The 22,609-nt window shown below is 71.2% G+C and carries 31 protein-coding genes and 1 pseudogene; 19 read left to right on the plus strand and 13 right to left on the minus strand.

Translation table 11 applies throughout. The features are described 5' to 3' along the window. Positions 1–16 precede the first annotated feature (16 nt). From ACFC1T_RS17900 to ACFC1T_RS17910, 3 genes are all read left to right on the plus strand, one after another. A complete protein-coding gene (locus ACFC1T_RS17900; protein WP_375889563.1) occupies positions 17–367 on the plus strand; it encodes a hypothetical protein in 351 nt (116 codons plus the stop codon). A gap of 67 nt (positions 368–434) precedes the next feature. Then, a complete protein-coding gene (locus ACFC1T_RS17905; RefSeq protein WP_375889566.1) occupies positions 435–848 on the plus strand; it encodes an ATP-binding protein in 414 nt (137 codons plus the stop codon). 467 nt (positions 849–1,315) lie between these two features. Beyond that, positions 1,316–1,735, plus strand: coding sequence for a hypothetical protein (locus tag ACFC1T_RS17910; RefSeq protein ID WP_375889569.1), 420 nt, complete (start codon positions 1,316–1,318; stop codon positions 1,733–1,735). Positions 1,736–1,810: 75 nt separating this feature from the next. Here the strand turns inward: ACFC1T_RS17910 and ACFC1T_RS17915 are convergent, their stop codons facing one another. After that, positions 1,811–2,800 (minus strand): YihY/virulence factor BrkB family protein, encoded by a 990-nt coding sequence (locus tag ACFC1T_RS17915; RefSeq protein ID WP_375889572.1) that lies wholly within the window; start codon positions 2,798–2,800, stop codon positions 1,811–1,813. 193 nt (positions 2,801–2,993) lie between these two features. Between ACFC1T_RS17915 and ACFC1T_RS17920 the strand changes: the two genes are divergently transcribed. Further along, positions 2,994–3,551, plus strand: coding sequence for a hemerythrin domain-containing protein (locus tag ACFC1T_RS17920; RefSeq protein ID WP_375889574.1), 558 nt, complete (start codon positions 2,994–2,996; stop codon positions 3,549–3,551). Positions 3,552–3,667: 116 nt separating this feature from the next. Then, positions 3,668–3,835 carry a hydrophobic protein gene (locus ACFC1T_RS17925; RefSeq protein ID WP_375889577.1) on the plus strand — a complete coding sequence of 56 codons (168 nt, stop codon included), beginning with the start codon at positions 3,668–3,670 and terminating at the stop codon, positions 3,833–3,835. A gap of 302 nt (positions 3,836–4,137) precedes the next feature. Here the strand turns inward: ACFC1T_RS17925 and ACFC1T_RS17930 are convergent, their stop codons facing one another. Then, positions 4,138–4,599 (minus strand): SRPBCC family protein, encoded by a 462-nt coding sequence (locus tag ACFC1T_RS17930; protein ID WP_375889580.1) that lies wholly within the window; start codon positions 4,597–4,599, stop codon positions 4,138–4,140. Positions 4,600–4,993: 394 nt separating this feature from the next. On the opposite strand from ACFC1T_RS17930, the gene ACFC1T_RS17935 reads away from it, so the two are divergent. Both ACFC1T_RS17935 and ACFC1T_RS17940 read left to right on the plus strand, forming a co-directional pair. Continuing rightward, positions 4,994–6,460 (plus strand): PP2C family protein-serine/threonine phosphatase, encoded by a 1,467-nt coding sequence (locus tag ACFC1T_RS17935; RefSeq protein WP_375889583.1) that lies wholly within the window; start codon positions 4,994–4,996, stop codon positions 6,458–6,460. A gap of 456 nt (positions 6,461–6,916) precedes the next feature. Beyond that, the gene (locus ACFC1T_RS17940) at positions 6,917–7,156 is read left to right on the plus strand and encodes a DUF6296 family protein (RefSeq protein ID WP_375889586.1); all 240 of its coding nucleotides are present in this window, start codon (positions 6,917–6,919) and stop codon (positions 7,154–7,156) included. Positions 7,157–7,229: 73 nt separating this feature from the next. On the opposite strand, the gene ACFC1T_RS17945 is transcribed toward ACFC1T_RS17940, so the two are convergent. Both ACFC1T_RS17945 and ACFC1T_RS17950 read right to left on the minus strand, forming a co-directional pair. Beyond that, positions 7,230–7,637: an SsgA family sporulation/cell division regulator gene (locus ACFC1T_RS17945; RefSeq protein ID WP_375889822.1), complete on the minus strand. Its 408-nt coding sequence runs from the start codon at positions 7,635–7,637 to the stop codon at positions 7,230–7,232. Positions 7,638–7,851: 214 nt separating this feature from the next. After that, on the minus strand, positions 7,852–8,406 hold the full coding sequence (locus ACFC1T_RS17950; protein WP_375889588.1) for a type 1 glutamine amidotransferase domain-containing protein: 555 nt from the start codon (positions 8,404–8,406) through the stop codon (positions 7,852–7,854). 294 nt (positions 8,407–8,700) lie between these two features. Between ACFC1T_RS17950 and ACFC1T_RS17955 the strand changes: the two genes are divergently transcribed. Next, positions 8,701–8,955 (plus strand): hypothetical protein, encoded by a 255-nt coding sequence (locus ACFC1T_RS17955; protein WP_375889590.1) that lies wholly within the window; start codon positions 8,701–8,703, stop codon positions 8,953–8,955. A 28-nt stretch (positions 8,956–8,983) separates the two neighbouring features. On the opposite strand, the gene ACFC1T_RS17960 is transcribed toward ACFC1T_RS17955, so the two are convergent. After that, a complete protein-coding gene (locus ACFC1T_RS17960) occupies positions 8,984–10,174 on the minus strand; it encodes a YbdK family carboxylate-amine ligase (RefSeq protein ID WP_375889592.1) in 1,191 nt (396 codons plus the stop codon). 292 nt (positions 10,175–10,466) lie between these two features. Between ACFC1T_RS17960 and ACFC1T_RS17965 the strand changes: the two genes are divergently transcribed. Both ACFC1T_RS17965 and ACFC1T_RS17970 read left to right on the plus strand, forming a co-directional pair. Beyond that, positions 10,467–10,811 carry a hypothetical protein gene (locus ACFC1T_RS17965; protein ID WP_375889594.1) on the plus strand — a complete coding sequence of 115 codons (345 nt, stop codon included), beginning with the start codon at positions 10,467–10,469 and terminating at the stop codon, positions 10,809–10,811. Positions 10,812–11,029: 218 nt separating this feature from the next. After that, positions 11,030–11,479, plus strand: a complete 450-nt coding sequence (locus ACFC1T_RS17970; RefSeq protein ID WP_375889597.1) for a DUF6328 family protein — start codon at positions 11,030–11,032, stop codon at positions 11,477–11,479. Positions 11,480–11,530: 51 nt separating this feature from the next. Here the strand turns inward: ACFC1T_RS17970 and ACFC1T_RS17975 are convergent, their stop codons facing one another. The 3 genes from ACFC1T_RS17975 to ACFC1T_RS17985 all read right to left on the minus strand — a co-directional run bounded on the left by ACFC1T_RS17975 (position 11,531) and on the right by ACFC1T_RS17985 (position 13,894). After that, positions 11,531–12,427: an SDR family oxidoreductase gene (locus ACFC1T_RS17975; RefSeq protein WP_375889824.1), complete on the minus strand. Its 897-nt coding sequence runs from the start codon at positions 12,425–12,427 to the stop codon at positions 11,531–11,533. A 186-nt stretch (positions 12,428–12,613) separates the two neighbouring features. Continuing rightward, the gene (locus ACFC1T_RS17980; protein ID WP_375889600.1) at positions 12,614–13,126 is read right to left on the minus strand and encodes a hypothetical protein; all 513 of its coding nucleotides are present in this window, start codon (positions 13,124–13,126) and stop codon (positions 12,614–12,616) included. Between the two features lie 207 nt (positions 13,127–13,333). Continuing rightward, complete coding sequence (locus tag ACFC1T_RS17985) at positions 13,334–13,894, minus strand: hemerythrin domain-containing protein (RefSeq protein WP_375889603.1); 561 nt, start codon at positions 13,892–13,894, stop codon at positions 13,334–13,336. 203 nt (positions 13,895–14,097) lie between these two features. Here ACFC1T_RS17985 and ACFC1T_RS17990 point away from each other — a divergent pair, with 203 nt between their 5' ends. From ACFC1T_RS17990 to ACFC1T_RS18005, 4 genes and pseudogenes are all read left to right on the plus strand, one after another. Beyond that, positions 14,098–14,421, plus strand: coding sequence for a plasmid stabilization protein (locus tag ACFC1T_RS17990; RefSeq protein ID WP_375889606.1), 324 nt, complete (start codon positions 14,098–14,100; stop codon positions 14,419–14,421). A 101-nt stretch (positions 14,422–14,522) separates the two neighbouring features. After that, the gene (locus tag ACFC1T_RS17995) at positions 14,523–14,699 is read left to right on the plus strand and encodes a hypothetical protein (protein ID WP_375889608.1); all 177 of its coding nucleotides are present in this window, start codon (positions 14,523–14,525) and stop codon (positions 14,697–14,699) included. A 59-nt stretch (positions 14,700–14,758) separates the two neighbouring features. Next, positions 14,759–15,232 (plus strand): hemerythrin domain-containing protein, encoded by a 474-nt coding sequence (locus ACFC1T_RS18000; RefSeq protein ID WP_375889610.1) that lies wholly within the window; start codon positions 14,759–14,761, stop codon positions 15,230–15,232. 40 nt (positions 15,233–15,272) lie between these two features. After that, positions 15,273–15,735 (plus strand): annotated as a pseudogene (locus tag ACFC1T_RS18005) (nitrate reductase); the annotation flags it as partial. Between the two features lie 105 nt (positions 15,736–15,840). Here the strand turns inward: ACFC1T_RS18005 and ACFC1T_RS18010 are convergent. The 5 genes from ACFC1T_RS18010 to ACFC1T_RS18030 all read right to left on the minus strand — a co-directional run bounded on the left by ACFC1T_RS18010 (position 15,841) and on the right by ACFC1T_RS18030 (position 18,612). Beyond that, positions 15,841–16,368: a hypothetical protein gene (locus tag ACFC1T_RS18010; RefSeq protein WP_375889612.1), complete on the minus strand. Its 528-nt coding sequence runs from the start codon at positions 16,366–16,368 to the stop codon at positions 15,841–15,843. A 712-nt stretch (positions 16,369–17,080) separates the two neighbouring features. Continuing rightward, complete coding sequence (locus tag ACFC1T_RS18015; RefSeq protein ID WP_375889615.1) at positions 17,081–17,428, minus strand: PRC-barrel domain containing protein; 348 nt, start codon at positions 17,426–17,428, stop codon at positions 17,081–17,083. A gap of 38 nt (positions 17,429–17,466) precedes the next feature. Next, the gene (locus ACFC1T_RS18020) at positions 17,467–17,898 is read right to left on the minus strand and encodes an isoamylase early set domain-containing protein (RefSeq protein ID WP_375889618.1); all 432 of its coding nucleotides are present in this window, start codon (positions 17,896–17,898) and stop codon (positions 17,467–17,469) included. 52 nt (positions 17,899–17,950) lie between these two features. Then, positions 17,951–18,328, minus strand: coding sequence for a lipopolysaccharide assembly LapA domain-containing protein (locus ACFC1T_RS18025; protein ID WP_375889621.1), 378 nt, complete (start codon positions 18,326–18,328; stop codon positions 17,951–17,953). A gap of 113 nt (positions 18,329–18,441) precedes the next feature. After that, positions 18,442–18,612 carry a hydrophobic protein gene (locus ACFC1T_RS18030; protein WP_375889623.1) on the minus strand — a complete coding sequence of 57 codons (171 nt, stop codon included), beginning with the start codon at positions 18,610–18,612 and terminating at the stop codon, positions 18,442–18,444. Between the two features lie 339 nt (positions 18,613–18,951). Between ACFC1T_RS18030 and ACFC1T_RS18035 the strand changes: the two genes are divergently transcribed. The 5 genes from ACFC1T_RS18035 to ACFC1T_RS18055 all read left to right on the plus strand — a co-directional run bounded on the left by ACFC1T_RS18035 (position 18,952) and on the right by ACFC1T_RS18055 (position 22,588). Then, a complete protein-coding gene (locus ACFC1T_RS18035) occupies positions 18,952–19,122 on the plus strand; it encodes a hydrophobic protein (RefSeq protein WP_375889626.1) in 171 nt (56 codons plus the stop codon). A gap of 343 nt (positions 19,123–19,465) precedes the next feature. After that, complete coding sequence (locus tag ACFC1T_RS18040) at positions 19,466–20,416, plus strand: acyl-CoA dehydrogenase (RefSeq protein WP_375889628.1); 951 nt, start codon at positions 19,466–19,468, stop codon at positions 20,414–20,416. Between the two features lie 176 nt (positions 20,417–20,592). Beyond that, entirely contained in the window at positions 20,593–21,219 is a 627-nt protein-coding gene (locus tag ACFC1T_RS18045; protein ID WP_375889630.1) for a PIG-L deacetylase family protein, read from the plus strand. After that, a complete protein-coding gene (locus ACFC1T_RS18050; protein ID WP_375889633.1) occupies positions 21,216–21,872 on the plus strand; it encodes an SAM-dependent methyltransferase in 657 nt (218 codons plus the stop codon). The genes ACFC1T_RS18045 and ACFC1T_RS18050 overlap by 4 nt, the downstream gene beginning before the upstream one ends. Next, positions 21,869–22,588, plus strand: a complete 720-nt coding sequence (locus ACFC1T_RS18055) for a glycosyltransferase (RefSeq protein WP_375889636.1) — start codon at positions 21,869–21,871, stop codon at positions 22,586–22,588. The genes ACFC1T_RS18050 and ACFC1T_RS18055 overlap by 4 nt, the downstream gene beginning before the upstream one ends. The last annotated feature ends 21 nt before the right edge of the window (positions 22,589–22,609 follow it).

Raw genomic sequence — 22,609 nt, forward strand, 5'->3', positions numbered from 1 at the left:
CGGAAGGGATAGGACGATGTTGCTGCTCGGACTCCTGCTGGCGGCTGCGGCCGGGGCGTTCTCCGGACTGCTGATCGCGGACAACCTCGGCGGCGGCCCGGACTACCAGGTCACCGTGGTGGGGCAACAGCTGACGACACTCAACAGCCTGGAGATCTTCCTCTCCGGTCTGGCGCTCGCGCTGATCTTCTGCCTGGGCCTCGCCCTGGCGGTGGCCACCGGCCGTCGTCGCCGCCGCACGCCACCGGTCGGGCCGGCGACAGAGGGCGGCTCAGGTCCGGACCTGACGGCAGCCGAGCAGGGTGGGCGCTCGGCTGGCGCGGCAGGTACGCCCGGCCACGGCGCACGCCGGATGTTCGGCCGTTGAACACCCCGGGCGCGGTGGCGAGACGCGCGGGAGTCCAGGAGGCCACGGCGAGCAGAGGGAGGAGAGGGTGACCGGAGTTCCGGCCTTCGGCGGTGAGCCCGCGACGCACCAGGCCTGTGCGCTGCCGCTGCCGGAGACAGTTGGCGGCGCCGCCGAGGGGCGGGTGTTCACGGCCGCAGTCCTGGCCGGTCTGCCTGATCCGGTCCGGCAGGACGCGGTGCTGCTGGTCTCCGAGCTGATCTCCAACGCGTACCGGTATGCCGACGGCCCTCGCCGGTTGCGCCTGGTCACCAGCTCCCGGTTGATTCGAGCGGAGGTCAGCGACGGCAGCCCCTGGCCACCGGTGCCCAGCCAGCCCGCAGCCGACCAGGTGGGCGGGTTCGGAGTGTTCCTGGTCGACCGCTTGGCGGCGCGCTGGGGGTGGCGGCGGCAAGGGGCGGGCAAGGCCGTCTGGTTCGAGCTGGTGCTGCCCGCGAGCTGAGGCCGCAGGTCCCGAGGCGACGGCTCACGGTCCCGCAGCTCTCGACACCGCGAACCGTTTCCGCCGGCCGGAGCCGGGTACCCGGGAGGGTCACCGGGGCCGCGACCGGCTCCCGAGGACCTGCCGGAGGTGGCCACGATGGATGCGCGAGCAGAGGGAAGCCCGAGCCGAGCGGCGGACGACGCGAAGGACCGGGCGGACGAGGAGCAGGCAGTGACCGCCAAGACGGTCCGGGCCGGAAGGCCGGTGGCGAGCAGCGGGCCGGGAAGCCGGAGCAGGACGAGCAGGACGAGGAATGACGGGGCGGATATGTGGTGGCAGGCGAAGATGGCAGGCGGCCAGAAGGTTCTGCTGACCCGGCTGCACGAGGTCGAGTACGGGGTGCGGAGCTGCGTGTGGAGGCTGGTGGGAGGGGGCTGGACGTCGGCCGGGAGGTCCTGGCAGACGGCAGAAGGCAGGCGTCGGCCATGACGGCCGAGGACCGGGCCTGGGCCGCCGACTTCGAGCCGTGCGACATCTGCGATCTGTGCGGGGAGGTCGTCGGTGACGACGACTTGCTGGGAGCGCTTGTCCCGGACTCCTCGGCTGTGTACGGGACGGACCCCGCCCTGGACGGGAAGCGGGTGCTCACAGCGTGCACCGTGGACCACCTTGCGGTTCTGGTCGAGCAGTACCGGGCCCGGCCGTTCGTGGCAGAGGAGCTGTGGGCGGCCAAGGTCCGCCGTGCGGTGGCCGAGGTGGCTCCGCCGGTGCCGCTGAGCTTGTTGGCGAAGCTGAGCGGCATCTCGGAGCAGGAGGCGCTGCGCGGTATCTACTGGCACAACGCGCGGGCCCGGGAATGGCGGGCCCGCTACGGCGGAGCTGACCGAGCATGCCGCGGGGACTGAACCGAGCGGGCTTGGCAGCCCAGGCGCGGTCGGAAGGGGTGCTGGGGCAGTCAGCAGGACGACTGGGCTGCTCGTTCAGTCGGAGGAGGAATCCCGCCAGGTGCGGGTGTCGCGGGGGCGGACATAGGGCTCGGTGTCGGCAGGCAGTCCGGTCTGGACTGCGCGCTCGCGCATGAGCTCGGCGTCGAGTTCGAGGCCGAGCAGGACGGCGAGATTGGTGAGCCAGAGCCAGATCAGGAATATGATCACGCCGGCCAGGGCTCCGTAGGTCCGGTTGTAGGAGCCGAAGGTGGCCACGTAGGCGGCGAAGCCGCCGGACAGTGCCATCCACAGAGCCACGGCCAGCAGGCTGCCCGGGGAGATCCAGCGGTAGCCGCGGCCGCGGACGTTCGGCGCCGCCGCGTAGAGGACCGTGGTCATGATGACTACCAGGGCCACCAGGACGGGCCACTTAGCTACCGCCCACACGGCCAGGGCGGTGTCACCCACGCCCAGGACGGAACCGGCGCGCTCAGCCAGCGGACCGGTGAAGACGACGATCGCCGCGCTGGCCGCGAGCAGGAGCACCATGAGCACGGTCAGGCCGAGTTGCAGTGGCAGCGTCTTCCAGACCGGCCTACCCTCGCGGATGTCGTACACGACGTTGGAGGCGCGGATGAACGCCCCGATGTACCCGGAGGCCGACCACAGGGCGCCGGCCAGGGCGAGAACGGCGACCGTGCCGCCGGTGGCGCGGCTGCCGCGGAGCTCGGCGAGCGAGCTGCGCAGGATGTCGCGGGCCGGGCCCGGGGCGAGGTGCTGCAGGTTGTCCAGGAGTGTGGTGGTGGCAGCGGTGCCGGTCAGTCCGAGCAGCGCCACCAGGAGAAGCAGCGCCGGGAAGATCGCGAGGACCCCGTAGTAGGTCAGCGCCGCGGCGCGGTCGGGAAGCTCGTCCTGCAGGAACTCGGTGCCGGTGCGCTTGAGCACCGCCCACCAGCGCCGTCCGGGCAGGTCGGTGGGGCCGCGCGGGCCGGTCCCGGTCGCTGGAGGACGGTTGCGGTCCGGGTGTCTGCGGTTGGGCTTCATGAGGAGCGTCTCTCCACTTCGGGCGCGGCCAACCGCCTGAGAGCGGTGGTCGAAGCGGGCGGGGCTCAGCCCGGGGCGCCCAGCGGCTGGTGCACCGGTGGACATGGCGGGTGGCCGAAGGCCGTCCGAGGCGCCGCAGGTGTAGTCGGCGCGCCGCCGGGTAGCCGCGCCGGAAACGGAAGGAGAGTCCGCCATGGGCTCGCAGCCTGACCTGTTGGACGACCTCCTGGCGGAGCACGACGCGATCCGCGTCCGCTTCGGCGAGCTCGCCGTTCTGCCTCTGGGAGACCAGCGGCGGCGGCGGGTGGTGGATCTCCTCACTGGTGAGATCATGCGGCACTTCGCCGCCGAGGAGCGCTACCTCCACCCGCTCGCCCGGGAGAGCCTGGCCGACGCCCCGGCCGAGGTCGGCATCGGGCAGGCCGCGCACCGGGCGGTGGAGGCGCTGCTCGCCGACCTGGGATACACCTCGGCGGTCTCCCCGGCCTTCGACCGGCTGGTGGCCCGGCTGGTGGAGGAGGCCATGCAGCACTTCGCGGCCGAGGAGGCCCACATCTACGCGGAGATTCGCACGAGCACCCCGGCCGCGACCCTCGCAGAGCTGGGCAGACAGGCCCGGCGGGCCGACCTGCCATCCCAGCTCCATCCGTGGCCGCAGCCGCCGGCGGCCGTACCGCCCGATCGCCGGTCGCCCGAGCGGTTGGCTGCGCAGCGAATCAGGGCGCTCCTGCCGCCGGGTGAGCCTGGATGACGGGACAGTGCCCACCGGCGTCGTACCTGCGCGGCTCGGTCTGGATTGGCATGAACCAGCTTGATCAGGGCAGACGCCCTTCCTGAAAGTCCGTACCCGTACGGAAGGTGAACGCCATGGTGCTCCTCGTACTGGTCCTGTTGTTGGCGTTGGCGCTCGGGGGCGCCGGATTCGCCGTCCACATCCTCTGGTGGGTGGCGCTCGTCGTCCTGGTGCTCTGGCTGCTGGGATTCCTGCTGCCAGCCGGCGGACGTGGTGGTGGCCATCGGTGGTACCGGTGGTGAACTGCTGATCGTTGCTCAACTGGGCGCGCCGCCTGCCCTAGCGGGTCAGACGTTCCCGGACCCGTTGGTCAGGACGTGGTCGTGCCTGGCCACCCTGTTGTGTGCCGCACTGGGTGGGGCCGCTGGTGGACTGACGAGCCGTGGGGGAGTGCTTCTCCGTGCGGGTGTTCCGGGCCGAACCTCGCGGCATCGCGCGGGGATCGGGGGAAGTTACTGCCTCGCTCGAACGGCCCTCGGTCCGAGACAGGAGGGTGGCGCGGTGGCGGCTCGACCGGCCGCCACCGCCCACCCTCGGTCCGTGCTCAGCTGCCCGGAGCGATGCGGCCTCGCCAGCCGCCCTGTTCGGCCCCGTGGTCCTCGATGAAGGACTTGAAGCGCCGCAGGTCGCCCTTGACCCTGCGGTCGACCATGCCCATGACGTCGGCGGCCTTCTCCGCGACGCCGTCGGGCTCGAAGTCGATGGCCAGGTGGACGGTGGTGTGCTGGTCGTCGAGGCGCTCGAAGGTGACGACGCCCATCTGCTGGACCTCGCCGCCGGTCGTGCGCCAGGCGATCTTCTGGTCGGGCAACTGGTCGACGATCTCGGTGTCGAACTCGCGCGTGACGCCGGCGACCTTGGTCGTCCAGTGGTTGTGGCGGTCATCGAGCTGGGTGACCTGCTCGACTCCCTCCATGAAGCGGGGGAAGTCCTCGAACTGCGTCCACTGGTTGTACGCGGTGGTCAGCGGGACGTCCACGTCGATTTGTTCCTGCACCATGCTCATCGCAGCACCTCCGTGGTTCCGTGGTCGGGCTCTCACTCGCCTGCCCGGCTTCTGCCCGCTCATGCGTCGCGAGGGGACAAAGGACGGGGCAAGCCAGGTCGTCCGAAGACGGCGGCGGCGTGGCTCGGGTCACCCTGAGGGGGTTGCGGGCAGCGGTCCGCCAGCCGGCGTGCTCGATGACGGTGACCCGTCCAAAAGCAGCCGGAGCCAGCCACAGGGACCGCGCTGAGAAATCCCGTTTGCGCTGTGCCGCCGGTAGCCATGCGTGTGACATGCTCGGTGCATGACGGACCTTGAGGAGCCCGCCGCACCGGGTCAGGGCCCTGATCCGGCAGGGAGCGCCGACGCCGCCGCGGGAGTGGCTCGGCAGGTTCTGGCCAGCCTTCCCGGCTCGGTGGCACTTCTGCTGGCCGAGTACGGGCCGGGGGGCGAGGTGGCGGACTTCCGCCTTGCCGCCACCTCGCCCGAGGCGGTCGACATCGCCGGCCGCCGTGGACCTGAACTCGTGGGACTCAGCGTCCTTGAGGTCTACCCGGGCGTCGCTGGCACCCCCTTGTGGAAGGGCTACCTCCAGGCACTGAAAACTGGCGAAGCCTGGGAGGGAGTGCTGGAGTACGAGGAAGGAGCCGCCGGTGTCCCGAGCCTGTCCCGGTACGGTGTGCGGGCCGTGCCCTGCCTGGGCGGGCTGACCGTCTCCTGGGAGCGGCTGGACGCCGGCGAGCGCGAGCAGCGCCGACTGGCGCTCATGCAGCGCCTGGGCCGGATGGGCTGGGTGGACCGCGATCTGGTCCGAGGTGAGATCACCTGGTCCGACGAGGTGTACTCGATCTTCGGCCGGGACCGGGCGCTGGGCCCGATGACCTTGGAGGAACTGGCCGCTCACGCCGAGCCCGACGACCGTGCCTCCCTGGACGACGCTGTCCGGGTCCTGCTGAAATCGGGCGAGCCGATCGACCACGCCTTCCGCATCCGGCTGCCCCACCGGCCGGTGCAGCACGTGCGGATAGTCGCCGAGACCGAGGCGGACGCCAACGGCCACCCGGTCCACGTTCACGGCTTCTTCCAGGACGTCACCGCCGCCAAGCACGCCGAACGGCAACTGCTGGAGCATGAGCAGAACGCCCTCGTGCAGCAGAGCCAACTGGCCGCCGAACGCGAACTCGCGCGCCGCCTCCAAGAGACTCTGCTGCCGGTGCCCGAGCAGGTGCTCCACCTGAACGACCTCACCGTCGACGTCGCCTACCAGCCCGTCCAGGAAGGCCTCGACCTCGGCGGCGACTGGTACAGCGCCATCGACCTGCCCGACGGCAGCGCCCTGCTCGTCGTCGGCGACGTCGCCGGCCATGGACTGGACGCCGTGGCCACCATGGCACTGCTGCGCTTCACCGCCAAGGGCATGGCCATCACCGGCATGCCCCTACCCGCTGTGCTGCATCGGCTCAACGTCCTGCTGCTCCACGCCGCGGAGCGCAACTGCAGCACCGCCACCATGATCATGGCCGTCTACCAACCCGCCACCTCCGGCCTGACCTGGGTCCAGGCCGGACACCCGCCGCCCCTGCTGGTGCGCGACGGCGAGGCCCGGTTCCTGGACGCCCCTACGGGCGTCCTGCTGGGCGCCACCACCACGCCCGCCTACGAACAGGCCTGGCACGAACTGCTTCCCGGCGACCACCTGTACCTGTACACGGACGGGCTGATCGAGAACCCCGCTGAACCCATCGACGACGGACTCGTCCGACTGGCCCGAGCCGCCGCAGCCCACGCCCACACCCATGCTCGCCTCGAGCGGCTCGTTCAGGTGCTCACCTCGGCAAGGACACGGCGCGACGACATCTGCGTCCTCCACATCAGCCGCTGACCGCTCCGCCCTCGCGGCGAAGCCCAGCCGCTCTCGCGTCAGGCACGGTGGCTTCCCAGGGAACCCCGGGCCGGGCTGTTCGTGTCTCCCGACCGTCGTTCGGGAGAGCCGGGTAAGGCGCGCCTTGGACGGTCGGTGGAGGACCTCGAACGGCCAGCCCGCCTGTACGGTCGCCGGTGCGGCACTGGCCCACCGGATGGCTGACACCCGTCGCCACAGAGCCGGGGCGCGCCGGTACCAGACAGTGCTGGGCCTCGTCGGGGAGGGGGCGGGTCGGCTGAACCCTATGGGCACCCTGGTCCCGCGCGCGGCGCTGTCTGACCTGATCGCGCCGGAGGCCGTATGCACCGGTGTCGAAGGCTGCCGGCCATCACCGCTGTGAACGGGTATGGATCGGACCAGGCTGGGCATACGAGTCCGCGTCCACATTGATCGACCGACCTGCGGAGGTGCCTGATGGCTCCGCAATCGCGGTACGCCGTGACGCTGCCAGGGCCGGTCGGCGGCCACGGAGCGGCGAAGGTGGTCGTGGTGCAGCTGGTCCACGACGACGTTTTGCACCCGGCCGGCCCTGTATGGGGTGACATCGACGGTCTGTGGCGCATGCGGATAGACGGTGAGGCCGCGACCGTGCTGCGCGCTCCCTCCGAGTACGAGGGCCGACAGCTGTGCCTGCACGCCGTCCCGCTGCCCTGATCTGCACGCCCGCCGCACTGGCTGCCCTGCGGGCTGAGCGTTCGGGGGAACGCACCGTCTGGCCGGCCGATGGCTACTCGCGAAGTCGGGCGAGAGCGGTGTCGACGTCAAGGTGGTCGGACTCCGAGCCGGCGGGCACCAGGGTGAAGGAGTCCGCGAGGAAGGCGGCGACAGCGTCCTGCGGGGCGCTGAGCAACACCCGGCCGTCGAGACCGTGCAGGGTGATGAGGACCGCGCCCACGGGGCCGGGCCTGACCCTGACGTCTCCCTCGCCGGCCGGACAGTGACGCCCCTCGTTGAGCAGGTCGCGGCTGAAGTACCAGCAGTGCTCGGGCCTGCCGTCGGCGCCGGCTGAAGGCAGCAAGAACGCCAGGCAGGCCGCGTAGGGAAGTCCCACGTCGAAGCGGAGTTCCACGTCCACCGGCACGTCGGGCAGCGAACTGTCGGGGAACGTGACGGTTATCGCTCGGACTGCGGACATCTGGGTCAAGGCACCCTCCTGCGGCAGCGGCGGGTCCGTTTCCAGACGGACCCACATGGACGAGCGGCGTCTACCCCGCGCTCCGGCGGATAGTCAGCGCAACCCGAGACTGGTCCACAACTCCCAAGCGCTCGTGGCAGGTTGGCCTAGACCGCACGGTCGCTAGCGGAGCCGCGGTCCAAGAGCTTGCCGTGACCGGCGGGACCCGGTTCGGTCAGGCTGCGGCGAAGACCGTGACCAGTGTGTCGTTGAAGGCGGGCAGGTCGTCGGGCTTGCGGCTGGTGACCAGGACGTTTGGTCCGTCGGTGCACACCCGGACCTGTTCGTCGGCCCAGTGAGCGCCGGCGTTGATGAGGTCGGTGCGCAGGCTCGGCCAGGCGGTGAGGTTGCGTCCGTGGACCACACCGGCCTCGATCAGCGTCCACGGGGCGTGGCAGATGGCGGCTACCGGCTTGCCGGTGTCGAAGAACGACCTGGTGAAGGCCACGGCGTCAGCGTCCGTCCGCAGAGCGTCGGGGTTGGCGACGCCGCCGGGCAGTACGAGCGCGTCGTAGTCGGCCGCCGAGGTGTCGGCGACCACGGCGTCGACCTTGAAGGTGTCGCCGCGGTCGAGGTGGTTGAACGCCTGGATACGGCCGGTACGGGTGGATACCAGGCGCGGGGTGCCGCCCGCTTCCTGGACGGCCTGCCAGGGCGCTGTGAGTTCGACCTGCTCGACGCCCTCGGGCGCGGCCAGGAAAGCAACGGTTTTTCCCCGCAACGTGACCATGGCGGGATCCTCCTACTCAGGTCAAGCAGTGGACAGTCGGTGACGCGGGCGGTCGGCCGCGATCTCCCGCCGCGCCGCTCCCACGCTGGCACAGGCCTTCGGAGTGCGCCTTCGGTGACGGCCGGAGGAAGGAAGAGCCGACCAAGGATGAGACGCAGTGGATCCGCCTGCTTGATGATCAGGAACGGCTGCTGGCATCCTCGGAGGGTTGCGCCTCGTACACGGAGGGAGACCGCCCATGCACCTGTCACTCCACCTGGAACTGGACCCGGGCGGTCCGTGGTGAGGGGCTGGGTGATCGGTGTGGCCGACGGGCCGGGCGAAGTACAGCAGCTGTTGGTGCTGCTCGCGGACGGACGGCGGCTGGTGGCTCGGGAGCTGTCGGAGAAGGCGCGAGCGGAACTGCGGGAGCCGGTCGCCGGACGTCTGCGCCGACCGCAGTCCGGCGTGCGTCCCCTGGTGCGCTGGCTGCATCCGGTGCTGCCGGTCGACATCGAGATCCAGGACGGCCGGGTTCGGCGAATCGCGTTGCCGGTGGTGCAGGAGTGAGGGAGCTGCCGAAGGCGGGAACCGCTGGTCAGCACGGGACCCTGGCGCGGTCTAGGCCGACGGGGCTGCTGGTACTGGTGGAGGGGAGATGAGCTGCCGCGGTTCCGGTGTCGGCGGCCAGGTGGACGAGGTCGTCGACGACGTCGGTCAGTGACTGGCGTCGGGCGAAGACGGCCCGTTGCCGGTCGGCGCCCGTTCCATGGCTCAGTCGGCGGTGGAGGAACAGGCGGACGGTTTCGAGGTCGCCGGTCGCCGCCAGGGCGGGGGCAGCCAGTTCGGCCAGGGCCGCGACCAGGTGGGGCATCGGTACGCGGCGGCCGGTGTGCGGGTCGGTGCCCAGGCCGGCGAGGCCGCCGAGGGCGGCCTGGCGGTGGGCTTCGCGCAGGACGACCGTCGAGGGCGTGTGCGGTGGTGGTGCGCCCCTGCGGTGGGCGGCGAGGAAGGTGTGGGCGAGGCCGCGCAGCAGCAAGGCCAGCAGGACGGGGACGTCCACGTCGGCGTTGGTGTCGGCGATCCTCACCTCCAGGGTGGGCAGGTGTTCGGACGGCCGGGCGTACCAGTACAGCATTTTCCGGTCGAGGATCACCCGGCGGGCGATCAGCCGCCGTACCGTCCGCTCGTACTCGGCTTGGTCCAGGACCGGGGAGGGCCCGCAGGTGGGCCAGGCCAGGTAGCGGCCCGCACGGGTGCTCGCGGCACCGCAGTCCCGGCCTTCGCAGAACGGTGAGTTGACGCACAGCGCTTGCAGTACGGGCAGCCAGGGGCGCAGGTGTGCGCTGACCGTGAGGGCGTCAGCTCGGCTGAGGTCACCGAGGTGGACGTGGCAGCCGCAGATTTCGCCACCTGTCTGGTCGGCGACGGTGCCCACGTGGGCGGCCACGCGCCGGTATCGGTCGGTCGGGGTGAGTGGCAGCGGGTGGTGGCTGGGCAGTACGGCGGTGCCGGTGGCTACCAGCAGGCATCCGGCGTCCTCGGCCGCTGCGGCCATGGCCCGGCGTGCGCAGGCCAGGTCCGCGCGGAGCGCGGCCGCAGCCGTGACGGGGCGGGTGCACGCCTCGACCTGGGTGGCCAAGAACTCGTGCTGGGCCCGGCGCCCCAGGGCCTGGGAAGCGTGTGCCACCACGACATGGGCACGCGGGACGGTGCACCGCGTGGCGCGGTCGACGAGCAGGAACTCCTCCTCGACGCCGAACCTGAGGACGTCATCTCGGCCGGTCATCGCAGTGGCTCCGTCACTTCGGCCGGCCACCGGACGAGCAGCCCGCACTGCTGGGTGCCGAGGCGGGCGGCACTGCATGTCGAAAAGTCTTGGATCATGACGCTGCGCTCCGGGGCAGGAGATCTGTCGCCCTGCGTATGTCCCGCGCGGACAGCGGGAAACGGCCTCGCTTCCCTGGCCCGGGGCAGCCCGGCGCGGCGGTTCACCCGATTGCCTGGGCGGGGCTCTATTGGTCCAGCGGCCGTTGTCTCGCCCGGCGGCGGGTCACGCCGAATCGTCGTAGGTTGCGGGCATGACCAGTGAAGAGACGACGATCCCGGCGGTGGGGGTCCGCTCGCTGGACGAGGTGTTCGGCGCCATCGAGTCCGCCAACTGCCGCCCGCAGCCCTGGACCGGGTTCGAGCACGCAGTCCTGGGCGCCTACCGGTGGGCCGCTGGGGCGCAGGTGTCGGCGCCGGTCACCGCTGCGGCGGCGGTCGGGGCCGTCGGGCCGTGCCGGGCCCAGCTGCTGGCCGAATGCCAGGCCGCCGAGGTCCGCCTGCGCCACGCTCTGGACGCCGGGACGGATGCCGTGTCCGCCCTGGGCGCCTACCAGGCGCTGGCCTGGCTCTGCGGCCACCACGACGACCGGCCCTGACACCGCCATCGGCCCCGGAACGAGGTCCCGGCCCGTGTCTGCACCGACTTCGAACAGCCGGCCCCGCTGGAGAAGCCGCCGCCAAGACCAGCTGCGGCAAGAACCGCCTGTAGCCGGGGGAGGACCCGTTGACGGAGAACGACGGCGCACCGGGCCGTGACGAGACACCCCAGGAACGGGCCGACCGTCTCTGGAGCGACATGCTTCAGGAGGTCCGCGTGTGCCAGACCGGCGCGCAGATCCTCTTCGGGTTCCTGATCGGCGTCGCCTTCACCCCGCGCTTCGCCGCCCTGCCCGACTTCGACAAGAACCTCTACACCGCAACCGTCATCCTCGGCGCCGTCGCCACCGGCGCCCTCATCGCCCCCGTCGCCTTCCACCGCCTCCTCGCCGGCCACGGCATGAAAGCCGAACTCATCCACATCGCCGGGCACCTCATCGCCACCGGGCTCATCACCCTGGCCCTGACCATCGCCGCCGCCCTGCTCCTCCTCCTACGCGCCGCCACCGGTAACCCGGCCGCAGCGTGGGCTCTGAGCGCCGCCGTCCTGCTCTGGTTCACCACTACCTGGCTCGTCCTGCCCCACGTCGTGCTGCGCCGCACCACGGCACGCCAGGCGAAGACGGGCGAGACCGGCGACGCGAGCGGTTTCACGTCCCCGCGATGATGCCCTGTGCCGCCGCCGGGCCGGTCGTTACGCGGCCGAACGCCCGGTCCGTTACGGCAGAGGGGTGCCGCCGGTGGCGTTGACGATCTCGCCGGTGATGTAGGAGGCCTCGGGGGAGGCGAGGAACACGTAGGCGGGCGCCATCTCGACGGGCTGGGCAGGGCGGCCGATCGGTGACTGCTCGCCGAAGTGCGCGACCTTCTCCTCGTCCATGGTCGCGGGGATCAGCGGCGTCCACACCGGCCCGGGGGCCACCGCGTTGACCCTGATCCCCTCCTGGGCGAGCTGCTGGGCCAGGCCCTGGGTGAACGCGACGATCGCCGCCTTCGTCATCGCGTAGTCCAGCAGGTGCGGGCTGGGCTTGTACGCCTGCACCGAGGCGGTGTTGATCACCACCGCCCCCGGGCGCAGGAGAGGCAGGGCGGCCTTGGTGAGCCAGAACATGCCGTACAGGTTGGTGCGCATCACCCGGTCGAACTGACCGGTACTGATCGCGGTGAGGCCGCTGGGCTGTGACATCTGGTAGGCCGCGTTGTTGACGAGGATGTCCAGGCCGCCGAGCCGGTCGGCGCACCGCGCGGGCAGGCTGGTGCAGAACTCCTCGTCCTGCAGGTCTCCCGCGACGGCCAGGGCCCGCCGTTCGGCCTGTTCGATCAGGCCGGTGGTGATGTCGGCGTCGGCCTGTTCTTCAGGAAGGTGGCAGAACGCGACATCCGCGCCTTCGCGGGCGAACGCGACAGCGACGGCCCGCCCGATCCCCGAGTCTCCGCCGGTGATCAGCGCGACCTTGCCCGTCAGGCGGCCCGAGCCCAGGTAGAAGGTCTCGCCGTGGTCCGGCTGGGGCCGCATCAGCTCACCACTGCCGGGATGCGGCTGGCTCTGTTCGGGCAGCGGCGGGCGCGGGTACTGCTGGGCCGGGTTCTGCGGGGCGTCCTGGGCGCTCTTCACCACCGCTGTCCTCCTCGTCGGTAGACGCGTGGAACCGGCGGGGCCGGCCACGCGCGTCGAGTCTGCCCGTCCGGGGATGATGGAACTGCGTGCATCGCGGGCCCGGGCGATGAGCTCACCCGGCTGGCGGACAGCTCGGGCTCGCCGGCGGGCCGCGGCGTCGGGGGCTCTCCCCGGTCGGTGGGGTCACGCCAGCGAGGCGCCCTCCACGTTCAAGCGCTCCGCGAGCTGGCCCCGGTGCAGGGCGGCGACGGGTTCGAGGAGGTCGGGGTGGCGCAGCAGGGCGGCGGCCTCGGTGTCGCGGGTGCCGGGGTTGGTGAGGCGTCGCAGGGCGCCGGTATCGGCGTGGTGCTCGTTTGCGGCGAGTACCTGGTTGGCGCGCTGGGCGAGGGCGGGGTCGGCGAGCAGACAGGCGGCCCAGCTGACGACGGTCTCGTCCACCCAGGTCCGCCAGGCGCTGTCGTCGTCCGGAGCCGGGTTGCTGCCGGTGAGCCAGTCGAGTCGGTCGGCGCCGCCGGGGCCGAGCAGGTCCAGGAGCTGGACGTCGATGGCGGTGGGGTAGCGCAGTGCGGCGGCGAGGGCGGTGGCCTGCCGGGCCTGGGTCTCGGCGAGGGCGCGGCTGAACGCGCCCGCCGGGGGCGGGTAGGCGTTCAACAGCCAGCGGGTGGAGGCGGCTATGACGGGTGCGAGGTCGGGCACGGCGATCTATCCCTCGGGGAGGTGCTCGCCTGAGTCCGGGGGCCGGTGGTGCGAGCCGTTAGGTGCGGAGCCGCGCTGCCCCGCTTCGTGGCCGATCAGTGTAGGCAGCTACCCGCCGACGCTGGCATGACCCGCATCACGCCTGCCCGATCGGGCGCTGGGGCCGGGCAGCGCTGCCCGATCGGCCCCAGCGCCCGGCGTCGTGTGTCAGGACTTGCCGCGGCCGGTGACGAAGTCGCGGGCCCGGTCGACCAGGCCGACACCGGGGGCGAGCAGCTTGCTGGCCATCGGGCTGTCGGGCGCGTTCGGGTGCGGGCGGGTCGGCGCCATGGACTTGGCCCGGCGGATCTTGTCCCCGAGGTCGTCCAGCTGTTCCGGGGTACAGGCCATGGTCAGCATCGGGAAGAGGTTGTTCTCCTCGTCCTGGACGTGGGCGGCGACCTCGTCCATGAGCCGCTGCAGCACGGGGCTCATCTGCGCGTCGTCGGTGTCCATCTGCTCCAGCTGCTTGAGGATCTCCTCGACCCGGCCGTGGTCGGCGATCTCCTTGTCCGCGAGCCGGTCACCGCCCCGGATGTGCTCGCGCACCGCCGGGTAGAGGTACTGCTCCTCGGCGACGGAGTGCCGCACCAGCTCGATGGTGACCTCGTCGACCGCATCGCGCAGCTGTTGGCCGCCTGCGGTCATCGCCTGGATCCGGGCGAACATCTCCTCCACCTCCCGGTGGTCGGTCATCAGTTCGTTGATCGCGTTTCCGCCGTGTCCCATGACATGCCTGCCTCTCGGTGAGTCCGTTCGGGCCGGACCGCTCCCGGCCACCTGGCAGTCGTTCCCCGAACAAGCGCCTGGCGTGTGCGGCGGTGGAGGCACCTCACCCGATCGGAGGGCGGGTGCTCCGCGAGCCCCGGGCGTGTCCGCGAATCGGCCTTTACGTTCGGGGTAGACGAGTCGTCGCACCTGAAGGAGGAGTCATGCCTGCCGGTTCGAGCAAGAAGCGTGAACGCCAGTACGAACACATCAGGGACAGCGAGCTGGAGAGCGGCAAGAGCGAGAAGCGGGCCAAGGAGATCGCGGCCCGCACGGTGAACAAGGAGAGAGCCCGCCACGGCGAGTCGAAGACCTCCAGCCGCTCCTCCATCCACGACACCTCGTCCTCGCGGCGCGGTGGCCAGCGTTCGCACTCCGGCTCCCAGGGGCCGACGAAGGAGCAGCTCTACAACGAGGCCAAGCAGCGCAACATCCACGGCCGCTCGAAGATGAACAAGAAGGAACTCGCCGACGCCCTCGGCCACTGACGGGGCCCTGACCCAACGCGACCGGCATACGGCCGATGGCCGCATTCGCCCGGCGTCCACTGAACGACCCAGAACGACGAGAAGCCAGAAAGGACGATGCGATGAGCACGAGCGGCGACGCCCCCGAGGACGACTACGCCCCGAGCGACAGTGCGCTGCGGGAGCGGGCAGGGAAGGAGGGCCGCACCCCGGCGCCCACTCCGAAGGACGTCCGGGCCAAGGCCGACGGAGACGACGAGGCACCCGAGCCGCCCGCGGCCGACACCCAGGCGCCTTGAACGGGTGGGCGCTGCCTGCTGGCCTTGCCTGCTCAGCCGTTCGACGGATGGAGGTTGTGATGGACGCGATCGTTCTGCTCAAGGACGACCACAAGACGGTGGAGAAGCTTTTCAAGGCCTTCGAGAAGGCCGGCGACGGCGCGTACGCGGAGAAGCGACGGATTGCCGACCAGGTGATCGAGGAACTCACCGTGCACGCGGTGATCGAGGAGACGGTGTTCTACCCCGCGGCCCGCGAGGCCGCCCCGGACACCACCGACCATGTGCTGGAGAGCGTCGAGGAGCACCACGTGGTGGTGTGGATGCTGTCCGAGCTCGCCGGTATGGACCCTAAGGACGAGCGGTTCGACGCCAAGATGACGGTGCTGATGGAGAACGTGCGCCACCACGTCGAGGAGGAGGAGAAAGACTGGTTCCCCGAGGTCCGCAAGGCCATGGGGCGCAACCGGTTGGTGGAACTCGGGGAGCAGCTCGGGGAAGCCAAGAGGACTGCCACCCGTGACCCGCTGAAGGTCCCCAGCGCCGCCGAGTAGAGAAGGTCCGTCGTACCCAGCGGGGGAGACGGAAGGAGCCGTGGTCCTAGACCGGACCACCGACCTCTGGGGCACCAGGACTCCGTACGCCCCCGGCCCCCCGTGGCCCGCCCGCGTCGACGTGCAACTGGCCGACGGCCTGAGCGAGAGCGACGTGCAGCGGTGGGTGCCCTCCGCGTCAATGCTGCACTCCAACGGCGACGCCATGGACATCGCGGTCCGCGACGGCCGGATCATCGGAGTCCGCGGCCGGGCCGGCGACCGCGTCAACCACGGCCGCCTCGACATCAAGGACCTGTTCGGCTGGCAGGCAACCGGCTCGTCCGACCGGCTCGCCGCGCCGCAGATCCGCCAGGACGGGCGGCTGGTCGACACCGACTGGGACACGGCCGTGGATACCGTCGCCGAGCGCTGCCGGTCCGTCCTGGCCGGGCGCTGTCGGCTTCTACACCTCGGGGCAGCTGTTCCTGGAGGAGTACCACACGCTCACCGTCCCGGTCAGGGACTCCGCCACCGCCACCGCCACCGTGCTCCCGGCCGCGTGAAGCGCCGCGTGGAGCTCACGCACCACCCGGCCCTGGCCTCCGTCGTCCACCCCGGCACCGAGCTCACAGGCTAGGAGCGGTGTTGGCCGGAGCGGGTGGCGGCGCGAGCACGGCAGCGCTGACCGCGTGATGCCAGCCGTTCAACGTGCGGGCCTGCTCGGCGGCGCGCTCGGCAAGCCGGTCCAGCTCCACGCGGTCCAGGCGCTCATCGGTGTCGGAGATGGCGCGCAGCGCCCGCCACAGTGCGGCCTTGCCCTCGACACCGGTGCGCAGTGTCTCCAGCTCGATCAGATCGCTGAGCGGAGAGCGGCGCACGACGGTGCCGTTGGACTTGAGCCGGCCGAGGCGTTCACCGGCGAGACCGAGCCAGGTCCGGTAGCGCCGCACGGGCACGCCGAGCCCGGTCATGATCCTCACCAGAGCGTCACGGTCCTGCTCGATGTCGCGGGCCAGGCGCCGCAGGTCGTCCGCGCGACGGCTCTGGGGGTGGGTACGGGCCATGCGGTCGGCCAGCGCGGCGCCCCCGAAGGCACCGGTCAGGTGATCATTCAGGTAGACGTGCAAGGGTTCGGCCAGATGCTGGGGCGACACTTCGACTCCTCCCGGGCAAGCCGGTCACGGGTGCGCCGAACACGCGAAGTGCGGCGACCAGGGCCGGTAACGATAAGGTCCGGCAATTTCATCGTGCCGCGCGCTGCGGCCGGTCGCTCGCTGTGCTGCCAGCCTGCTGCGCCCGGCGTAGCGAAGGGTTTGTCCGGCGGGTGTTGGTCAACCGAAAAGGTGGCGGGGCCGGTGGATCAGCCCGCTCGAACGTGTTGAACCAGCCCGGGCAGAGGTGGGGTGCAGTCGTAGGCGGAAAGCTCTTCCGCTCCCGAGCGCTGGGGCACCTCAGGGCAGCGGCTCGGCGGGCAAGCGCTGCTTCTGCCCACCTCCGCCGGTGGGGTGACCCTTCATTGCCAGGGGTTTGGGCGACGTGCGGCTCGCTGATCTGCACGCGGAAAGCGCCCGATTGGTCCGCACGCACTAGCAATCCCTCGGCGGTCAGTTCGCCGGGCGTTCTCGGGCCAGGCGGAGGGTAGCGTCCGAGCAGCCGCTGAGGGCACCTTCGAGACCATCCGGCAGGGTGGCGAGTGCGTTCTTCTCCTTGCGGCGGCCGGTCCTGCTGGAGGTCGGGAACCACCTACGCCGTAATGCTCGCTGGAGGGGCTCCCGCACGGCCGGCGCGGGGGAGAGCAGTCGCGAGCAGGGCTCGTCGCGACGTGGGGCAGGAGCCGCGCCGCGGCTCCTGCTGGCACGGCCGGTTCTATCGAGGCGTGTTCCCGTAGTAGCCGCCGAGGGTCTCGCGGTAGCCGGGGTCGTTCTTGTGGATGTCGGGGTCGTATTCGGGGGAGTCCTTGATCTGCTCCTTCGTGCGGTTGACGTGGATTGTCTCGTTGTCATGGTCGACACGGCTGATGGTGCCGGCGGGCAGCATGACGTGCTTGCCGATCAGCCACGGCTTGCAGTTGACCACGATGTAGGCGGCGCCGACCTCATCGGTGGCGTCGTCGACCTTGCCGACGGTGCCGTCGGTGGCCTCGACCTTGTAGCCGTTCAGATCGGTGCCAGGCGTGTACTGCGAGGAGGCGCTGTAGCCCCAGATGTCGGTCATGAGCTTTCCTCTCTCTTTGTCAGTGTGTGCAGGCTCGGTTAGGTGTGCAGGTAGCCGTTGATCCCGTCGTGGCCGTCCGCCTCCTGGTCGTCGAACCAGTAGTCGCCGTGGGCGAGATAGCGGAAAGCGATGCGCTGGTCGGTCGGCATCGCCACAGTCACCGCCCGCATCCCATCCTTACGAACGGTGAGTGGATGAGTGCCGGGCTCCCAGCTGTTGAAGTCCCCGACCACGCTGACCTCTCCCATGGGGCGGTCGGCGGGCAGGACAAAGGTGACCTCGGTGGCGTTCTTGCGCCGAGTGCGCTCCAGCATGACGGGCAACTCCTTCACCAGCGGTGGGATTGTGGCTTCCGATCCTGCGCCTGTGCGCTGCTGGGATGTGGATAAGGCACGACGGCCGGGCGCCGGGGCCACCCGTTCGGCCCACTGCGGCGGCTGGCGTTGCCGGGCGGAAGAGTTGATCGTCACCAGCAGGAATGTCGGACGAAGGCTTCGACGTGATCGGGTTCCGCCCGGTCGCTCAGGGAAGGCTGGGCGGCCCTGCCTTGCCGCTATCGATCTCGCTGGTCTCGTCCGTCGGTTCTCTCGGAGCCGCGGTGGTGGAACCCTCTTCCAGCGAGGAGAACGTGGCAGCGCGTCGTAGTTGAAGAATGCGCGCTGTGCCTGGGATCGCTATGAGGAGAACGCCGAAGACGGCGGCGAGGAGCAGCGCTATGCCCAGCGGGACGTGGCCGTGGAAGCCGAAGTAGGTGACGTCGACCTGGTGGCCGTTTTCGAGGATGAAGATCAACAGCAACAGGAGAACCACGGAGAACAGGGCGATGCCGACCCATGCCGCGCCGGTGCGGGTGCGGGACACGCTCGGCTCAGAGCGGCGGTGGAAGATCCGCAAGCGCATGATCTCTCCTCCTTCGCGAGCCCCTCAGACGGCGCTTTGGCTGCAGCGCTGACCGGGCGCCCCGGGGCTCGGGTAGGAGTCAGGTCTCAGCAGCGAGTGACGGCCACGTCAGCTCACCATCGATACCATCGGCCGCGCGAACCGCCGGCCCCGGCACCGCGGAACAGGAAGCCCAGTAGCCACAGCACCAGTACAGCGATCGCCACCCACCAGAGGATATGGATCGCGAACCCGGCACCGAAGAGGACTACGGCTAGCAGCAGAACAAGCAGCAGAGCGACCATTGTCATCAGCCTCCTGGCGAGCTTGTGCCCTGGTCAGCGCAAAGCATGCATCGCCGCTACCGCCCCGCTCCGCCCTCGTCAGGCCGAGTGCTTCGACGGCGGAGACGGGGGAGAGGAAGGGCGCCTGCGAGGGCGGGGCGCGCAGGCAAAACTCTCCCGGCTCTGAGTCGGAAGTCGCCTGTCCTGCCAGACCGACCTCCGGCCAGTGCCTTCGGCCTCTTCGGGGTACCGGATCCGGCGGGCGTATGTGATCGCCGCAGGTACGTGCGCGTAAGGAAGATGCCGCGGGGCAGACGAGTCCGCGTACAGGACGACCAACTCGATCTACGGAGGTTGACGATGCTCCCTCTTCTGCTGGTGCTGCTGCTCGTTCTGCTCCTGTTCGGTGCCGGTTTCGCACTGAAAGCCCTGTGGTGGGTGGCGGTGTTCGTACTCGTGCTGTGGCTGCTCGGGTTCGTCGCGCGGGGCACTGGCAGTTCAGGCAGCCGCGGCCGCTGGTACCGCTGGTAAACCGCGCAAGCTCATGCATGGCGGTGCTCAGCGACGCTGGGGCCGGGCGGCCCCAGCGGACTGATGCAACTCCTGGCGCCTGGGCTGCGGTATCTGTGTCGTCCACAGGCGTGCTGCGGGCCCGCGTTGCAGAGTCGAACGAGGCATCTGCCGCTCTTCTCACGACACGAAGGAGCACAGGGTGAGTGACCGGGCCAATACCTTCGCAGGACCGCCAGTCTCCAGGCCGGCCACCCTCTGGTCTGCGGGGTCTGCGATGAGGGACGCAGCGGCGGCCAACAAGCCGTCGGCTGATGCAGACACCGAGGATCACAGTCGGTGGGTCGCCGGGGAGCTGCGGCGGATGGCCGGCAGCGGCGAACTGGACGTGCCGCTGCCCGGCAGCGGCCGAACCCGCGCCCGGTGGCAAGCGTTCACCCGCTGGGCGCAGCGGGACCTGTCAGTGGCCCGGCTGGCCGAGGGCCACGCGGATGCGGTGGCGATCCTGGCCGAGCTCTGCGGGCGCACGGGCGGTGCCGTGCCCGGGTCGGGCACAGGCGCGCTGTGGGGTGTGTGGGCAGCCGAGCCGCCCGGGTACGTGCTGGAGGCGCGCCCGGCGGGTGCCGGGTGGCTGCTGTCTGGGGTGAAGCCGTTCTGTTCAGGGGCGCGGGCGTGCACGCACGCGCTGGTGACCGCGCGTGAGGGGCAGCAACGGCGGCTGTTCGCCGTGGACGTCACGCAGCCCGGTCTCGTCCCGCGTCCGGGCAGCTGGCCCGCTCCGGGGATGGCGGGCAGCGACACGCTGGACGTCGACTTCGACGGCGTGGAGGCGGTGGCGATCGGCGAGCCGGGCGCCTACATCGAGCGGCCCGGCTTCCACCACGGCGGCATCGGGGTGGCGGCGTGCTGGTACGGCGGCGCCCGCGCCGTCGCGCGGACGCTGCTCGCGGCCTCTCGCGCATGGGACCTGGACCCGCACGCCTTGGCGCACCTGGGAGCCGTCGACTGCCGCCTGGCCACGGTCGAGGTGCTGCTGGATGCGGCCGCCCACGCCGTCGACGCCGACCCGTCGGACAGCTCCGGCACCGCCCGGCTGCGCACGATGCGCGTGCGCGCGGCGGTGGAGGACGCCGTGTCGGACGTGCTGCGGCGGGTCGGCCGGGCGCTCGGTGCCACCCCGCTGGGCCACGACGCCGTGCACGCCCGGGCGGTGGCGGACCTGACCGTCTACGTCCGCCAGCACCACGGCGAACGCGACCTCGCCGCCCTCGGCACGGCCGCCTCCGCCACCCGGCTCTCCTGGGAGGACGCATGACGGCCCGGCCGACACCCCCAGTTGCTGCGACCCAGCAGCAGCCCGCCAACGCGATCCAAGCCCCCGGCACCCCCGAGGGTGCCTGGCGGTCCTGGCTCCCTCTTGCGGACCTGCCAGTCCTCGACCCGCTCAGCCGGCTTCCCGTCGGGCCGGGCCGCGCGGCACGGGTCGTGGTCGTGGCAGCGCACCCGGACGACGAGGTCCTCGGGTTCGGCGGGGCGCTCGCGCTCCTCGCGGACGCGGGCATCAGGCCGGTCCTGGTCTCGGTGACCGACGGCGAAGGCTCCCACCCCGACAGCCGCTCTCCGCTCGCCCGCGACCTGGCGGCGCTCCGGAGGCAGGAGCTGCACCACGCACTGTCGCGGCTGCGCGCCCGGGTGCACCGGATCGCCCTGCACCTGCCGGACAGCGGTGTCGCCCGGCACGAGCAGGACCTGACGGACCGCCTCACCCGCCTCCTGGAGGGGTGCCACCTGTGCGTCGCCCCGTACAGCCGCGATCTGCACCCGGACCACGAGGCCGCGGGCCGGGCAGCCTTCGCCGCTGCGGCGGCCAGCGGTGTGCCGGTGTGGGAGTACCCGGTGTGGGCCTGGCACTGGGCCCGGCCCGCCGACCCCGCCCTTCCCTGGCACCGCGCCGCCCGAATACTACTGACACCCGACGTCAGGAACCGTAAGCAGGCCGCCCTCGGCTGCTTCCGCAGCCAGGTGGAGCCACTGGGCGACCGGCCCGGCGACGAGGTGATCCTGCCACCGGAGGAACTCGCCCACTTCCAGCGCGACTTCGAGGTGATCTGGCAGTGACCGCATCCACACCCCGCACCGCCGGCGTAGCCGCGGGCACGCCGGGCGACTACTTCACCCGCATGTACGCCCACCAGCCCGACCCGTGGCAGCTGGCCCACCGCTGGTACGAGCACCGCAAGTACGCCCTCACCCTCGCCGCCCTCCCCCAACAGCAGTACTGCAGCGCTTTCGAACCGGGCTGCTCGGTCGGTGTCCTGTCGGCCCAACTCGCCGAACGCTGCCAGACCCTGCTGGCCTGCGACCGGGAGGAGCCCGCCCTCGCGCAAGCCCGCAAGCGCCTCGCGGGCCTGGCGAACGTCACGCTCCAGCACCGCCTCCTGCCCGGGGACTGGCCCGAAGGGCGCTTCGACCTTGTCGTCCTGTCCGAGCTGCTGTACTACTTCGCCGCCGACGACAGCGCCCGGCTCCTGGATCTCGCGGTCGAATCGCTGGAGCCGGCAGGGACGCTGCTGCTCGTCCACTGGCGCCCCGCCGTGGCCGAGCACGCGCAGTCCGGTGACGCCGTCCACCGCCAGGCCCGCGCGCACCCGGGCCTGGTCCGGATCGCCGGACACGACGAGCCGGACTTCCTCCTCGACGTGTTCGTGCGCTCCGACGCTTCCCTGCCACCGCACCGGTTGTCGGTGGCAGCCCTGGAGGGACTGCGATGATCGGCGCCCTGACCGTGGTCGTCCCCGCCCGCAACGAGGAGGAGCTGCTCCCCGGCTGCCTGGAGGCGCTCGACCGGGCGATCCGGCACCCGGGGGTGCCCGACCTGCCGGTCCTGGTGACCGTGGTCGCGGACAGCTGCACCGACTCGACCGCCTGGATCGCCCGCCGCCACGGCGCCCAGGTGGTGGAGGTGGACGGCCGCAACGTGGGCGCGGCCCGGGCGGTGGGCAGCTCCCACGCCCTGCTGACGGCCTCGCAGATCGTGCCCGGTCTCACCCCAGACCGGGCGTGGCTGGCCCACACAGACGCGGACTCCCAGGTCCCGCCCGACTGGATCGTGCGTCAGCTCGCGTTCGCGGTCTCCGGCTGGCACGCCGTAGCAGGCACCGTCCGCGTCACCGACTGGACCGACCACCCGCAGCGGACCCCGGCCGCATTCGGCCGCCGCTACTGGCACGAGGACCTCAATGCCACCTGGCACCCGCACATCCACGGAGCGAACCTCGGGGTGCGAGGCGACGCCTACCGCGCGGTCAGCGGCTTCCAGCCGCTCTCCGTCGGCGAGGACCGGGCCCTGGTCACCGCCCTCGAAGCAGCCGGCTACCGGGTCGGCCGCACCCTCCACAGCCCGGTGGCCACCTCCGCGCGGCGCAACCCGCGCGCCCGGGGCGGATTCGGCGACTACCTGCGCGGCCTCGACGCCCTGGCCGGCTGAACCACCGACGCTGCTCCACTG

Source organism: Kitasatospora sp. NPDC056076 (assembly GCF_042266305.1).
Taxonomy (GTDB): Bacteria; Actinomycetota; Actinomycetes; order Streptomycetales; family Streptomycetaceae; genus Kitasatospora.